The organism is Spirosoma utsteinense (assembly GCF_014282275.1).
Taxonomy (GTDB): domain Bacteria; phylum Bacteroidota; class Bacteroidia; order Cytophagales; family Spirosomataceae; genus Spirosoma; species Spirosoma utsteinense.
The window spans coordinates 1-15479 of sequence record NZ_VFIA01000069.1; the positions used below are offsets into that span (position 1 = coordinate 1).

Annotated in this window: 16 protein-coding genes; all 16 read right to left on the reverse strand. The window is 42.3% G+C overall.

The features are described from left to right. Nucleotides 1-32: 32 nt before the first annotated feature. Complete coding sequence (locus FH603_RS26325) at nt 33-260, reverse strand: DUF5712 family protein (RefSeq protein ID WP_186741987.1); 228 nt, start codon at nt 258-260, stop codon at nt 33-35. Further along, on the reverse strand, nt 260-613 hold the full coding sequence (locus tag FH603_RS26330) for a BfmA/BtgA family mobilization protein (RefSeq protein ID WP_186741989.1): 354 nt from the start codon (nt 611-613) through the stop codon (nt 260-262). The genes FH603_RS26325 and FH603_RS26330 overlap by 1 nt, the downstream gene beginning before the upstream one ends. A 172-nt stretch (nt 614-785) precedes the next feature. Then, nucleotides 786-938, reverse strand: a complete 153-nt coding sequence (locus tag FH603_RS26335; protein ID WP_186741991.1) for a hypothetical protein — start codon at nt 936-938, stop codon at nt 786-788. Between the two features lie 12 nt (nt 939-950). Next, nucleotides 951-1559, reverse strand: coding sequence for an outer membrane beta-barrel protein (locus tag FH603_RS26340; RefSeq protein WP_186741994.1), 609 nt, complete (start codon nt 1557-1559; stop codon nt 951-953). A 1420-nt stretch (nt 1560-2979) separates the two neighbouring features. Then, the gene (locus FH603_RS26345) at nt 2980-3981 is read right to left on the reverse strand and encodes a toprim domain-containing protein (RefSeq protein WP_186741996.1); all 1002 of its coding nucleotides are present in this window, start codon (nt 3979-3981) and stop codon (nt 2980-2982) included. A gap of 286 nt (nt 3982-4267) precedes the next feature. Further along, nucleotides 4268-5188 carry a replication protein RepA gene (locus tag FH603_RS26350; protein WP_186741998.1) on the reverse strand — a complete coding sequence of 307 codons (921 nt, stop codon included), beginning with the start codon at nt 5186-5188 and terminating at the stop codon, nt 4268-4270. 80 nt (nt 5189-5268) lie between these two features. Next, on the reverse strand, nt 5269-5565 hold the full coding sequence (locus FH603_RS26355; RefSeq protein WP_186742000.1) for a hypothetical protein: 297 nt from the start codon (nt 5563-5565) through the stop codon (nt 5269-5271). Between the two features lie 57 nt (nt 5566-5622). After that, complete coding sequence (locus tag FH603_RS26360; protein ID WP_186742002.1) at nt 5623-6300, reverse strand: nucleotide-binding protein; 678 nt, start codon at nt 6298-6300, stop codon at nt 5623-5625. Nucleotides 6301-6550: 250 nt separating this feature from the next. Continuing rightward, complete coding sequence (locus FH603_RS26365) at nt 6551-7270, reverse strand: recombinase family protein (RefSeq protein ID WP_342355229.1); 720 nt, start codon at nt 7268-7270, stop codon at nt 6551-6553. Next, nucleotides 7257-7631, reverse strand: coding sequence for a hypothetical protein (locus tag FH603_RS26370; protein ID WP_186742006.1), 375 nt, complete (start codon nt 7629-7631; stop codon nt 7257-7259). The genes FH603_RS26365 and FH603_RS26370 overlap by 14 nt, the downstream gene beginning before the upstream one ends. Before the next feature lie 135 nt (nt 7632-7766). Further along, nucleotides 7767-9920 (reverse strand): DNA methyltransferase, encoded by a 2154-nt coding sequence (locus FH603_RS26375; RefSeq protein ID WP_186742008.1) that lies wholly within the window; start codon nt 9918-9920, stop codon nt 7767-7769. Beyond that, the gene (locus tag FH603_RS26380; protein ID WP_186742010.1) at nt 9854-10708 is read right to left on the reverse strand and encodes a hypothetical protein; all 855 of its coding nucleotides are present in this window, start codon (nt 10706-10708) and stop codon (nt 9854-9856) included. The genes FH603_RS26375 and FH603_RS26380 overlap by 67 nt, the downstream gene beginning before the upstream one ends. 164 nt (nt 10709-10872) lie before the next feature. Next, a complete protein-coding gene (locus FH603_RS26385) occupies nt 10873-11139 on the reverse strand; it encodes a hypothetical protein (protein ID WP_186742012.1) in 267 nt (88 codons plus the stop codon). 49 nt (nt 11140-11188) lie between these two features. Beyond that, nucleotides 11189-13069, reverse strand: coding sequence for a P-loop NTPase fold protein (locus FH603_RS26390; RefSeq protein ID WP_186742015.1), 1881 nt, complete (start codon nt 13067-13069; stop codon nt 11189-11191). Between the two features lie 260 nt (nt 13070-13329). Further along, on the reverse strand, nt 13330-13743 hold the full coding sequence (locus FH603_RS26395) for a hypothetical protein (protein WP_186742017.1): 414 nt from the start codon (nt 13741-13743) through the stop codon (nt 13330-13332). A gap of 21 nt (nt 13744-13764) precedes the next feature. Continuing rightward, on the reverse strand, nt 13765-15402 hold the full coding sequence (locus tag FH603_RS26400; RefSeq protein ID WP_186742019.1) for a type IV secretory system conjugative DNA transfer family protein: 1638 nt from the start codon (nt 15400-15402) through the stop codon (nt 13765-13767). Nucleotides 15403-15479 lie beyond the last annotated feature (77 nt).

Here is a 15479-nt window from a genome sequence, read left to right on the forward strand (position 1 = left end):
CGCGTCGCACCATCTGTTTTTCCAAGTCGGTTTTAATGCACGACACGGTGATTGGGTTGCTGATTAACCATCTCTTTTTCAAGCTTAATATCCACTTTTAAGGCACGACCGTACTTATTGCATTTGTCTCTATCAGCCGAGAAAAAATACTCTTGTTGATCCACTAACTTATTGACATTCTCCTTTTCTAAGTAGGCTACTAATCTTGTGCTACCCCCTTTATTATTACCCTTAATAGGGCTACTGAATTTCGTTTGCATTATTCATCTATTTTTAACCCTTTTATAATTTTTTTTATGTTTTGATTTACGATCCGTAAATCAGCTCTTCGTGGCATTCCCTCAGTACTGGCAATTTCAAATACTGCTTCTTTGATAGGTAGCAGTATTTTCTTCTCCTGCTCCTTAATAAAGCTGATAAATCGCCGGTCAAGTGCCTTGATTGCGTCGGTTGGATTGTCAGCTTTGGGGTCTCTTGGATCGGCCTTAGAGACGTTAAAGTACGTGACCATAGCTTCTATCAATCCCTTGTTACTTAGTCCGTAACTGCTTGCCAAACGTTCAAATTCTTTGAATGTCTCCTCATTGACACTAATCGTCTTATATCTCGCCATAATTGCAATTATAATTATTTTTCTATTTGATAATCAAAGAGTTGAGTCCTCTGCAATTACTCTATAATTATAAACTATTTACAATAATTTTCATAACAAATTGAATATCAAGTTTTTAACCCCGTAGGGCAAGAAAGAAGAGCGGCGTAGCCCTCTTCCCTCTTGCTGATTTCTAAGGGAAATCACTTTTTCGCCGAATCCGAAGGAGAAGGCGGTATAGCAGGTCGCGTATCAGGTGCGGAAGTCTCGAACTGGCCTTCTTTCCTGTACCCTTGTTTCCTGCTACCAAGATGCCTTTAAATGGATTAGGTTCTATTGTTTCCATGATGTTGCTTAGTTAGTTTATCTGTCTGTAGCCTGTCCAATATGTTAGGGATAAAGTAGCTGTGTGCCCTGACTTTGTTAAAGCTCCAGTAGTGAATATAGAGCTACTGTACTGGTTGGTTAATTGTATATCTATATTCTTCGCTATACTTGCTCCTATCCCTCCTTCGATACCATATGCTATCACGTTCTTTGTAAGTATTTTCATAGTAAATTTATCTGTACCTCTTCCTCCAGACGCGTTTATCCTTGCTTGTATGCTTGGACCTAACACTATAAAAATTTTATCAGATATATTATCATGTAATAAGCAATGTAATTCTATTACATGATTTCTAATTTTAAGAGGTGAGTAGGCGGTCATATTGCTGTAGTTTGTTTGAATTAGATCACAGGTATTTAAAGCATAATTTATTTTTGGCTTAAAGTAAACTTTTTTAAACTGGAATGAAGAAATTAATCCTACTTCATAACCGACAGTTGTTTTAAAAGTACCATATATTGCTGTTGAAGCTATTAGATTTGCAAATAATGCTTGTGGAGTAGGATCAGGTAAACTTTTCAACAATGTAGTTTTGAGACCAACTGTTAATCCAATTTTTTGGGCTTGTATGTCACTCATGTGAAACAAACTCATAAAGTTGAATAGTATACAGATATATTTGAAAGTGTTCAAAATATTTAGCTTAAAAATTTTATATAATTTCTCAATAACCCTGTCTTAACAGGGTTATTGAGAAATTATATAAACTACAACTGCTTGTTGTCAGTACAAATAATGGTATTAGACCCTTGTCCTGTACCATTATTTTTATCTCCGTTTGCCCTTACTATTAAGTTAGAGCGATTACTAATAGTTCTTTTTTTTACCTCAAATCGCTTTTCCATGGTTTACGAATTTTATTAGTTTATATTATTTGTTCTGACTCGTTAATAAAATTATTCAAGTTGCGACAATGACCAAAATATTCAATTGTTCGCATGATTTCTAAACCGGGTGTATACTCGTGGAGCGGTAGCTCTGGCTCCACGCGATAACCAACGATATGGGTTATACTACCCATCGCTTGCGCTTCTTCTATGTACCCCGCTTTTCGTAGCATCTGTACGACGTTTGTCATAGTTGCTCGAATGTTTCCATACTCAAAGCCGTCAGTTTCCATCACTTGCTTTTTTTGTTGCTTTTTTCGGTTTAGTAGGAGCAGTTAGAACAGGTTTGATTAACCTGTTATGTGCTAACGAATCGGCAACGTATTTTGTGGAATCCCCTCTGTAACGCTTATATTCCTTTGTCAGGACGTTATCTTCGTAAATAGCATTGGATATTATGCCGTTGCCATTTTCTACCTCGTTGAGCCGTTTAATTCCCGTGTATTGACTTGGAGGAGATGGAGTTTGACAAAAGCTTACTGTGGCTACAGAACAAAGTACGATAGTCCCTATCAGATGTTTCGTGACATTAACCATGTTTTGCGTCGATTGAAGGTGTATTCAAATATACGGGTCGTATAGTCTCTATTTTAAAAAAGTTGGCGAACTGGCCGATTTAGTTGACGAAGGGACGAATGCCCCTCTTTGGGGGGTGAATGAAAGCTACCAAAGCTCTCTCAGCACAGCTTTAGCCTTATGGTAAGGTAGTATTACTGTCCACTCTCTAACTGTTCCATCGATGTACTTACCTGGCTTACCATTTGTGCTAACTGATTTGCTATAAAAGAAGTAGCAGGGAATAACGGCCCGTAGTCGAATCCAAACATAACCATTGCTTTGATGACCGTAGCTGGTGCTATCTACGTCCAATGTGTTTGTTGAGCTGCTCACAAGTTCGTACTCTGAAACCTTCGTTGACTGGTTCGTGCGTGTTTCCGACACAGAAAATCCCTTATAATCAGCATAAAAGCTAATCGCGGTAAGATATCTTCCTCTAATGGTCGTATCGGAATAAGTGACTTGGCCGATAGCTAATCTGGAAATGCCAAGGAAAGGCAAGTAAAGGAGAATCTTGTACATAACGTGTTTAATTATAGCGTGTTTTCGCTTTCCTACATGCGAAAGTTTGACGACACTTTTTTCCCGGATTGTTGCGCCCGTAGCATGTCGTTCAAATCGTGGTGCGGGGCGAATGCCTCGCCCTGGGGCAGTAAAATTGCCCCGAACTCCGCCTTAAATCTGTCTGTCCCCTGCTGTCCCGCCTTATCGTTATCGAGATACGTTTTGATGGTTTGGTAGTCTTGGCTGCGGATGTGAGCCACGGCTCGGTGAAAAGAAGAAAGCGAGTGCATGACGATGCAATCGTCGGGGGATTCCTGCACCCCGTTCAGGATCAAGAACGAAAGAAAATCCGTCATGCCCTCGAAAAGGTGCGCCGTGCTGTGTTCGGCTGCGGTGCCGGGAATGATCGTAATATCGCGGGCGATCAGGGCCGATTTGAAATTATGCTTACTCGATGCCGCCCGAATTTCGTACCCTCCGGCCTGGTTCTCCATCCCAAAGGCGAAATACTCCTTACCGTTGTTCCAGTAGCGAACCAGCCGCAAATATCGCTGCGCTAAATCTGCCGGAATGTGGCGTTCTTCGGTCAGGTATTTGAGAATGACAAAATGGCGCAACGGCTGCACGTCGATCAATTCGAGCTGTCGATCTGCGGAAAAGTTTTCGACCGCTTCGCGGTGGGGTTGCTGTTGAAAAGAAAAAATGTTGGGGTCGGGCTTCTTCGGTGGGTGCGGCTGGGTGGTTAGGGAACTGAACAAACCCGGCTGGAGTAGATCACTTAGAAACGCCAATGTGTCTTTGATGCTGGTCGGTTTACCGTTCTGCTCTTGGTAGCGCATGGCGAAATCAATCACCGTGCCGCCAGTGTCGCCAAAATCTTTCCATATCCATTTGCCGCCGATGTACGAGGTATGAAACGATGGCTCTTTTTCCTCCCGGAACGGGGAGCAATACCACAGCTCGTACCCACCCTTTCTTTCCCGCATGGGGGAATGGCCCAGCTTAGTAAGCAGATCGGGCAAGGATAGCTGTTTTGCCTGTTCGGTGTTCATTGAAATATGTTCATTTGTTTGACGACCCCCACCCCCGCATCTTTTCTCTTTTCACCAGCATAGAGGAAAAATTTTTGCGAACCATGAGAGTTTTCCACCGAAAGCCAGCCACCATTAATAGTAAGTTTTTTATTTAATAGTTACTATAATAGGTTATCCTACCAAGTTACGGCACTTATCCTACCAAGTTACGGTGGATAAGTGCCGCTTTCTCCTACCAAGTTACGGTGGATAAGTAGGAGCAAGTACCTGTTATACAGCACTTATCAACATTCCTCCTACCAAGTTACGGTATAACAAATTGCTGTTTCTTCTGGATAGGTGCCGGGCTTTTCTCAAACGTCCATCCCTGCCCGTTGCAACTGAATTTAGCATCGGTGTAGGCAATGTGGACGAGTTCGGCGGTATGTCGCATCTTCGCTTTAAAATTGTCCATCCGGTCAATATCCCCTCCAAAGATTTCCTTCATAATCGGCCATGTCAAAAACAGGGGCTTTTTCAGGCTGTGTAAACGGTACGCCAAGAAGCTGTAAAAGTCGATGGCGCGGGCGTTCCCTGATAAGATGCGGAGATGCTCAAGCGCAAGCGGCAGCGGGTGTTTTTGCAGCTCTTCCCAATAGTCTAAACTCAGGTGAATATGACGCTTCCAAAGTATGAGCTGGCCAGGCTGTGATTGCGGAAATAAGTCGAACCCTTTTACGATGGGTAGATTTGCCTGTAGGCTGCTCCCGTCCGGCTGGCGATAGCTGACGCTAATAATAGACGACGCTAACCGGGCAATCTGATTACGGGCTTGGTTGATCTGGTTCCCTCCGTCCGTTAGCCCAATTTTTTGCAGAAATTTGGGGAGCGTGTCGGCTTCGATGTCAATTTTGTTGCTACCCTGCTGCAAGGCTAAAGCATTGATGACACCCAGCAGCAAGCGGGCCTTTGGGCCGAAAGGAACGCCCAAGAATTGATCTTCTCCGGTTCGGGGATTTTCGACGGATATTTGCTTTATCCGTAAGGAAAAGTCTCCGCTCGTATGCTTCCAACTTTCGGTCGGCTCAAGCTTCGCATCGCGCCGGGGAAAATAAACATGCGCCAAAGCCACGGGCATATACAAATGCTGTCGCTCTTCCCGTGGTGTCTCGAAGCTCTCCATCACAAGCCGCATTCGGCTTTGAACGTAGCGAGAAGGCTTATTTTTGTCGGTTTGGTCGCTCATTGGTGCCGGTCGTATCGTTATGGTTTGAGTTGTAGATTTGGCATTTTACTTACAACTGAATCAAGTTGCAAATTTGGTTGTCATTCTCCAACTCGTTTCCGCTCTTTGGTAATCTTGTCTTTGACGGCCGCGACCACAAAATCGTGGATAGAAATCCTATCACGCTTCGGCAAACGATCCTGAATATCTCTTATCTGCGCCAACTCGCTTTCGTAGATTTTGAACGTAAATGATTTTAGCTTATCCTCTCCCAGCTCACTTTCGGCCACTGCTGCGGCCTTCACCGAGCCTCCTTTGTTGATGGCCTCAAGCATTGCTGGACTATTCAGCGGGGTTGGGGGCATAGCGATTTTAGATTTTTTCTTGGTTGCGATCATAGTTCCGACTTCTATTTAGAAAGGAGTTCCGTTTTTACAACTAATATTGGTTGTTGTTTAAGTTGTAATCCGTTTCTTTTCTGTACTGATTTTCAAAGCGTTTTGAATACCGTTGTAAAGCTCGGTCATTTCAGCAACCGCTTTTTCATCGGTGGGTTTTATCTCGATCACGCCTAATCCTGATGCTGCGGCATTGGCGAAAGAAATACGGTTTCCAATGGGGGTATCAATGAAATGCACATGCTGTGATTCCCGCAACAGATCGGCAGTATCTTCTTTATAAGTGCCTCGTGCATCCGCCTTGTTGATGAAGGTCAGGCAAACGAGATTCGGATTAAAAGGTGACATTTCCGCAATGAGGTTTTCAACCTTTCGCAGTGTCCATATATCCAGAGAGCGGGGAGCGAATGGAACTAAATACACATGAGAAACGGAAAGTGCGGAACGCTGGCTTACTGTGTCGCGCCCTCCCGTATCTATCACCACGTCGTCGTATTTCTTTGCTAACCGGGCAACATTTGAATTTAGCTCGGTGCCTGTAATCTTTACAGCCGTGTACCCTAATTCACCCTCTAAACTTTGATGGCGGAAAGAGGTAAAATCAGTTGCGGATTCTTGATCGTCGGCATCTACCAAGATCACATCGCGCCCTTGTTTTGCCAGATACACCGTCAGATTGGTTGCTATAGTTGTCTTTCCACTGCCGCCCTTGATGCCGCCTACGGTGTAAATCATGTTGTTTACCCAGAATAGTTTTCGGTTCTAAATTTAGTTGTAAAGTCGGTTCTAAATACAATTCTACTTACACAAGTGTTTATCAAGCCTTCCGGCACTTAGTAAATGACTTAAACACAGTGGATTGTAGGCGTTTCCGCCCTGGCCTGTTTCAGGGCAGGGGCGGGGATGCCGGTGCTGTAGTGGGTTTGATGCTGCCTATCGAATAGCACCCGGTCGGCAACCCGTAGGGCTTGGCGGCTTGTGGCCGTTAGGCCGCTGCCGCTTGCCGATGGGGTGCGGGGTGGGAACGGGTAGGGGTTTCCCTGATTCGCTTCACCAGGCGGTGAACGGTGGCAATATGCCAGCTCTCGCCCTGGCTGCGGAAGGTGGGTATTTCGCGCTGGTTCAGCTCGTCGCGGATGGCCCGGATCGTGGTTATACCCTGATGCTCGATTTCCCCGATGATGGGACGCATCCGCTCTGCAAATTCGTCTGCGGCTTCGCTGTTCTGCTGGCTCAATACTTCTTTCCCGTGCTTGCCTAACTGCTTCCCGCGCCGGATGGCGGCTTGCAAAGCGTCTTTCGTGCGGGTGCTGATCTGCTTCCGCTCATGCTGCGCGAATGCGGCCAATAGGTGAATCATCAGCTCGTCAGCGTGGGGGTTATCTACGGCCTTAAATTGCACCCGGCTTTCCATCAAGTTTGCAATGAACGCAACGTTGCGGCCCAAACGGTCGAGCTTGGCAATGATGAGCGTGGCCTTCTTCTTCCGGCATTGGTCGAGCGCGGCCAATAGCTGCGGGCGTTTGTTTTTCTTGCCACTCTCGATCTCGGTGTAATGGGTCGCCACCTGGTAGCCCTCTCGCTCCGCGAACAGACGCACGGCCTCTTGCTGGGCTTCTAAACCCAAGCCGCTTTTGCCCTGTTGGTCGGTCGAAACTCGATAGTAAGCGATGGCGGTTTTCATGCAAAGATCAAGCTTGTTCATCACCGCCTAATTCGTCCATTCTTATAAAGTCGTTTATCTCAAATTGTTGATAATAATCTCCAATTACAATGGCTGAAAACCTTTTGAACAGGCCGAAATACTCCGCGTACTCAACCGGCTCTTCTAGTGCTATTTCAACGATGTATGGTACTTCTTTGGTAGTTTTCTCTTTATCAAGGCAAATAACTGCAACAGAAAGATTGCCTTCATGATGGGGCTGGGGGTAAAACTTTGTACCGATGGGATCGTATCTATTTGTGTCAACTCCCTTATCGTTCAGGAAGTCTGATAGATCGTGAAAGTCGGAAATGTCTGCTGCGACAGTACCTTTAAAGTCGTTGTGTTGAACGTCTGCTTTCATCGGAGTTTAGATTTTTACGAAATTACGCTGCAAATTAATCGTAGATGGAAGAAAGCCAATCTTTTGTTCATAAGTATAGGGTCGTTTATATGTGAACAGGTCACACCCCGGAAAGCCAACAGAGGGCTTCTCTCATCAAACACTTTCCAAGGTCAACAGCTCGACTAATCGCTTCTCGTCAATTTCGTTGCTTACAGTTTTCGGATCATGGCCAGCAATGGAGCAATACTTGAGCAACAGAGAGGAAAGAATCACTTTCCTATCTCCGTTCGATAGATCACGCCCTACTGCATCAAAACGAGTCTCAAAGTCGCATAACTCCTCCGTCGCACGGGCCACAATAGCATTTATAGAAAGCGGGGTGCTTTCCCAGCTTTCAATCTTTTTACAAACAAAGATCGCATCGAGGTTGATAGGGTTTTTCGTCGCCGTTTTTGGCGTTCCACCTGACATTTCTGCTTTTACAGGGTAAACAGCTTGGATATGAAGCCCCGCGTTTGAGATTGCTTCGTAAATGGAAAGCCAGCCCTCAAAGCGTGAGTGGTGAAACGAGAAAACTAAAAGGCCTTGGTCTTTTAATACCCGTTTGCACTCACTAAAAACATTACAAAGAGCATTTGAGAAATCGTTGCTCTTCTTGTGTTGAACCTCCCCAACCCGACGTGAATTCTCGGAGTTAAAATAGTTGAATCGCCCACCGAGAGCAGGTTTCAACCATGCAAAGTAAAAGTCTGATAACTCACTGTAGTGGACGAAATCGAAATAAGGCGGATCTGTAACAACAGCATCAATAGATGCATCTGGTATTGGTAGTTTTGCACTATCACCATTAAGCACCAGACAAGATTTATCAGTGCGAAGTAGCTCTTCAAAATTGGTTACATAATTCGCTTTAATCGGGTTTGAGCAGAACACCTTTTCTGATGCTTCGTTTGAATCCTCTACCCGGATTTCAAACGGCTTATCTCTATATTCCTGTGCTTTCAATAAGCGGCTTTTGAAAAGGGAAAAGAACGTTCCTGAGCTTTTTTCATTGCCCCAAACGCAGTTTTCGAGCGGGGTACGCTCCGGTTTTAGAATGTGATTAAAGAATAAGTGCCTTACTGCACCAGTGCCTTCGCCCTTGAATGAACAAAATGTATTATTGAACTCCAATACACCAGAGAACAGACAAACAAATGCGTCTCTAATATCCTCGTTCTCAATATCAAGGATTGCATCTAATAGCATTCCTAAGCAAAGCAGTTGCCTATCGTTGAAGAAGTCAGACCAATATTTATAGCCATAGTTTAAAACCTGGTTCGCATTGTGGCCGGGCGATATTTTTCCTTCTGGGAATGGAAAATTGTAGTTTTTCAGTTCTTCGTGGGCCTCATTGTATAGTCGGGTATCTTCCTCATCAGCTCGGATATACTCTTTCTTTCCGTCGCTGTTGAGAACCATTGATGCGTACAGCTTATGAATAGGCGGATTCCCTGAAGCTTTTATCAACTCAGCAATTTTGTGAGTTTTACCCGTCGCCGGATCGGTGACTTGCTGGCCCTTCACGGGGCCGTGCTGCGGATTGAACTCATTTTTGCAAGACAGGCAAGAAAGGTGTTCCAGGTCGTACCGATTCTGAATAACCTCCCAGCAGTGAGGGCAAATAATTTGTGCCTGTGGCTTCTTCTTTGGGTATGCATTTTTGCTGAAAACGTAATTAGAAAAAAGCGGAATTTCTGTACCGTTGGGTAATGAAACAACCTTCACCCAGAAGTAATAAAGCACCTGGCACTGCTCACCTGTGCGCGGATGTTGTTTTGTATAATAAAAGTTTATTTTGCGTTTTACTTTGCGTTCAATTTCATTGAACGCTTCTAAAAGTTTGACAGTAGAGATGTGTCTAAAGGCTTGGCCAACAATGAAGCTACTAACTGGATTAATATCGCAACCAACGGCTTTGCATCCTAATTTAATAGCTTCGCCAACCGTGGTGCCACTACCCATAAATGGGTCTAAAATGATGGCATTCTGCAAATCATGCTTGTTGTAAAACTCACCCCACAAATCAGCGGTTTCATCTAAAACTGTGCCCAGCGTCAAGGCTCTAAAAACAGAGCCTAACCGCTGCGCCCACCATTTGTGCGTGTGATAAATCGGACGATTCACTTCCTTCCGATAGCTCTCTTTCTCAGCTACCGGGTCGATCTCTTCAAAAGGAAAGTTTCTTTCTAACGCTCTCATCACTTTTTCTTGCTCATTAAGTGAGGGATAGAAGCAACTCGATCCTTTTTCAGTCTCTGTTTGCATGCTTTGAAAATATCGGTGCGATGTGGCAGCTCTGCGAACTGTGGGGAGGCCTTTTCCTCGGCCAATCCGTCAATGACCAAGTAATGAAATGAGTTACCGTAAATATCGTCTCTGACAACTATATCAGTTGCTTTTCCTGCTACCGGAAACGTCTCGAAGTCCGGCTTTTTAACGATCAATGTATGCCTTAGATGCAGGAAACTAAGCTTGCTGTTGAGTGGATTTGGGTAGGTGTACATCTTTCTGTTTCGTACCGAACCCTCACCATATGGCCCGTGGCCATATTCGCTTACATTGGCGTATTTGGCTTCTTTATGCAGGTTGAAATCATAATTTAGAAAATCCCCGTCCATGAAAATAGACCCTACGATTTGCTGACTGTCCGGACTGATGAGCGCGAACAGGTAGAAACAGGGAATAACGAGGGTTTCTTTATCGACCTTGATAAGTGCCGAACCACAAGGCAGACAGCTATTGTAGTCGAGCGTTAGGCCGCGTGGATCACTGCCGTTTGCTTTCTGAACAAGCTTTTTTACTTCGATGCTTAAAAACAGATTTGTAGCGGGATCATGAATTATTATGTCCGGGGTCATTAAAGGCCCGGTAGGCACAATATCATATTGGGGGAAAACTACTCCAATCTGTTCGCGCACCCACTCGTCGAAAGGGTCGTCTTGAACCGTTCCTATCGTAGTTTTAGGCCGGATCGTGACGGGAATTTTGTTGCTCTCTATTTGGCCTATTAAATGGCCATAGATGGCTAATATAATTGAGTTCTTCTCTTCCATACTGTCCTCTGAAAGTTCGGACTTTCAATGTGGGGTTCTTGTTTTGATTACTGCAAGATAGCGTTATCTATCAAAACTGACACGTATGTTATGCCTCTTTACCAGATAACGCCCTCTACTCAATAGCACCCCACTTTAGACAGTCGTGCAAAACAGGGCTGACCTTATGCAGCCATTTGTGCATCTCCTTCTCTCGTATCCTGTTCCGCTATCGCTTTCAACTTAGGGCTAATGCGCTCAATGGCACGGGCGAGGCTGGGGTTCCGGGCTTCGATGATCGGCAACACGTCGGGGTTCTTCTCTACCTCCCGCGCCGTTTCCTGCACCATTTTTTCTTTCGTGCCCGAACTCGAACCTTTCTTAGATTTCCCCGAAAGGAACATCCGGTAAAACCGGGCGTCGATCATCTGGTCGCGGTAATCCAAGAACATTCTTCGCTCTGCCTGATGCCGTAAGCCAGTGTACAGCCAGACTTAGATCTTATTCACTATTCAAAATTTGTATTGCTGTATTTAAATAATTTAAAAAGCCATCTTCAATTAAGTATTTCTTTAATCGATTATTGCTTTGATCATTTTTCTCTTTTATCAGTCTATAAATTTCTTTTAGCCACTCCAATTCATCTTTTAGTTTTATGTTAAAATCTTCATGTATATATCTTTTTGAAAATGTGTTTCCTACGTGCCTCTGTGCCATAGAAGATAATTCCCAAAACACGTTATTGAATTTATCTATATCAATGTATTTAAGAATAGGAGTTTCATGAAATCTACTTACTCCTAAGCTATTAATTAATAGAAAATTCTCGAAATCTTCTACAGATTTTTCTAATAAGTTTAGGAGTTGATTAGCTATTTCATTATAAGCATCGATTCTTGTTGAACCAATTTCCTCTTTCAAAGAGAAATATATAACTTTGAAATTATCATTCTCTGAATCTAAATAGTCAGTTCCTAAACTTCTATCAATTGTTAAGCTATTATTCTGTTCAAAAGTCAATAATCCTTTATTTTTCATTTTTTGAATACTACTTAGAGCTAAATGCTTAATATCATCTTGGGACTCAAGTATTATATTATTTTTTGAGAAAAACAGGAACATATCAACTATGTGTAAAAGAACATATTTATCCATTACATTGGCCTTACTCAAGTCTTCATAAACTTTAGTATATAGCTTTTCAAATTCTACGCCTTCCAAACTCCAATAGTTTCTTAATTTTTTCCAATCCGGAGTATTCTCCGAAAGATAATACACACTATTATGAATAGATTCTTCTATCGCGTTAATATCTATTGTGTTATTCAAGAAATAGTTGTACCAAATTTGAGCATCAATAGGATTAAAAAAACGATCAAAAATTCCATATTTTTTTGATACTTCCTGGGTATAGCTAGGATTTGCTGATTTAATATAAGTGGCAATATTAAATATATCTAAGATATTTTTCTCTTTAAAAACTCCTTTTTTTAGTTCAAATGTTATGGCAAAAAAAATCTCAATTAGTCTACTTACCAAATCTTTCTTTTTTAGAAAATTACTTGGTATAAAACTTAAAAATCTTTCAAAATCAAGAAAGGCTTGTTTTAAATGACGGAGGTTATTGTATTGAGATGTGACAAATAAATTCTTTATTGTTGATAAATTATCTGCTAATATTTTTTTGGCGTCACTATTGTTAATATTATTCATAAATTGTTCAATAGAAGAATCTAAATCAACATCTACTGTGAAAGTTTTGCCAATAAGTTTTTCTTTTATTAAACTATAATCATTAGACGCATTATCAACATAATTTTTTTTATCAACGTTGCTTTCAGCGAATAAATTTTTCTGCTTTAAAATCTCTTCTTCATTAGCAACTATTATTGCTTTTAAATTGTCGTTTTCGACTAATTGGTTTATATATCCCATTACATTTGAAAGTGGCAATGAGCATCTTTCTAAATCGTCAAAAATTAAGATGTGATCAGTAGATTTTTTAAAAGATTCAAAAATTTTTATATCTGGCAATGTAGCACTTACGGAACCGTCATTTTTAGAATCACCAAGAATATTTAAATCAAATTTAAATGTTGATTTAAATATTCCTTTTAGAAAAGCACCAGCAAATTGCATCCCTTCTGAAGCAAACCTCGGATTCAATTGCTTAAAAAAAGCTGTTTCAATATCCTCGAAAGAGCTAATTCCATATAGGCTTACATATAAATATTTTCGAGTGCTATCTTTATTCATAAAACTCTTTATAAAGAAAGATTTACCGCTTCCCCAACTACCTCTTAATAGAACTGCATAGTTTGGAGGTGACATCATAGAAACATAATACTCTAAATATTCCTCTATATGCTTATTAATGCTCATGGTCAGTGATTTTTTTGATTGTCTTATCAAGGTATAAATTAATCCGTATAGAAGTCAATCTCCTTTTTACGAATAGAATGCAGTCAATAGATTAGGATCAACATGCAAGCGCTCCAATTAGTCAAGGACTGCCTCGAGGAGGTGCCCCAATGCCGTAAAAATCTTATTCTTCAAACTCCACCTCAGATCGATCCAAAGCAACTCCATTGGGTTGAGTTCAGGGCTGTAAGCATATTTTTTCATAGTATTCAACCGGAGATTTAAAATTTGAAGAAGATGCCGTCTCTCTGCTTTTGAATTCCCATTTGAAACATTTCAGTCCCTCTCCTAATCTTTAAACTGTCTATAGCATTCAAAGGGGGAAAGAAATTTTTTTCAAGTTCTTCATATGTCATGAAATAGTAAACACCTATTTTTTTCTGCTTCCTTAGCCTAATCAGTACTGATTTAGCTTTGGGATACTTCTTAGTACTGAACCCTAAATACCTTATTGTATTAGGGTTTTGCTCGATAGAGGTTCGCGCGTCTATTTTATTAGCAATTAATGCCTCTTTTATTTTCTCTAAATATATCGAATTGAATACTACGCCCATTAGTTTAGATTTACTACCTGGAGTGGGGTCATTAATTTGATTCCAAGACAGTATCATTAGTAGTCCGAGGTAAACTCTCATGGTTATTGAGCAATTAAATCGTTAGAAATCATCTTCTTGTACGTCTGTTCTATGATTTGACTTTGGTTTTAAAATTGCTTGTACTTCGGATTGAATCCTTAAAAAGTTTGCTCTAACTGCTTCTGGCGTAACGTCTTGGAATGGTGCAAATGCCGGTAGAATACCCTTCTCTTGGTACTTGAACTGAGCTTTGAAGCTACTGTAATCACTTTCAACTAACTGCCCCAAAAACTCGCCTTCACTTAACTCCGTAACATCGTTAATTTGAATCCGTTGACGTTCTTGCAAGCTTTCACTTATGCTTTTGGAGTATGAGACCGGGTTAAAGATAGTTACTCCGTTCTGGCTCTTACTTCTACCCTTCGTAGTTTGTAAAACTTCGTGCTTACCCCATAGCTCGGTTACGTATTGTGCCGTGTCCTTTTGTCCAACCCGGCCCCAGAACTGGTTGCTCAGATTAGCTACTAAAGTGTCTTTCTTAAGTTTTCCGTATGCGTCTTCAATCTGACTTAGGTTCTGGGCTGCGTATATAGTTGCTACCTTACTTTCTCGGGCCGAAGCTGGTACATGTTCAAGACCAGGGATATAGATAGTAGGAGCTTCATCAAGAATCAGCAAGCTTTTCTGCTTGCCTAGCTGATTCATTTGTTTAAGGGCGACGGTGGCGATCAAGGCGAGAACTGGGCTAAAAACAGTTCTCAGACCGTCAAAATTGCCTAATGTAAGAAATTTGGGTTCGTCAGGATCGTTGATGTTTAGGTTAAAATCACTTCCCGAAAGTACCCAGGCTATCTCTTTAGTGTTGATTTTACGCAGGGCTGTTTTTAGCGTCGAGTCGATGCCGGCAACCTGGGCTTCTGCTTTTCGCTCTATTGCACCTCGTAAGCTGGCCACCGTGCCCCGTGTCTCTGGATTGGTTGATAGCAGCTCAACAACTTTTACGGTGTCTTCTAACACTAAGCTAACTACATGGGGTAGCGTACAGTATTGGGGGTACTCTTCGCGCAAGAACCAAATTACGGCCGTCAGGTAACTTGAAGCTTCATCAGTCCAATAGTCAGATTTCTGGATGCTCTCCGGTTTCAAGTTGGCGAGTATGCACCTACCCCATTCATCCGCGTAGCTCTGCGTATGCATAAAAGCTGGGTCAAGGGGATTGACTCGGTGGGAACGGGTTAGGTCTTTGAGGTCTACATAATAAAATTTTGTGTTCGTTCCATTAGCTTCGGCTGCATACTTGGCCACACGCGCTAAAGAAGGAAATTTGAAATCGTATAATAATCCGGCGAAACCCTGACTTATGGACTGCATAATAATAGGCTCTATTATGCTTGCGCTCTTACCTGATCCGGCTCCTCCTATCACGAGCACACCCCGGTAAGGGTTGGTTAGGTACACGGTCGGCATATCTGGGTGAACCGTTTCAAAGCTGAATACTGTCTGTTTGATGTCTCTAACTGTACGCGTCGATGCCGCTGCCCGTCTTTTGTCTTCTACCTTTTCGGCTCTCCCCAGAAAGATTTCATATACCAGGAATACTACTAGGGCTAGTGTCAACAGCAATGAAATTGCAGCGAACAATACACCGGGTAAAAAGCCTTTCATAGCTCCCACTATAGTAGCTAGGGTAGTTGCCAACATTCCGGGAAAATGTTTCATATAATAGAGTAAAAAAGCTACTAATCAGTTATTTACTCAGGTGCCAGCCTCCCGCTTACTATGGATTTCAACGCCCC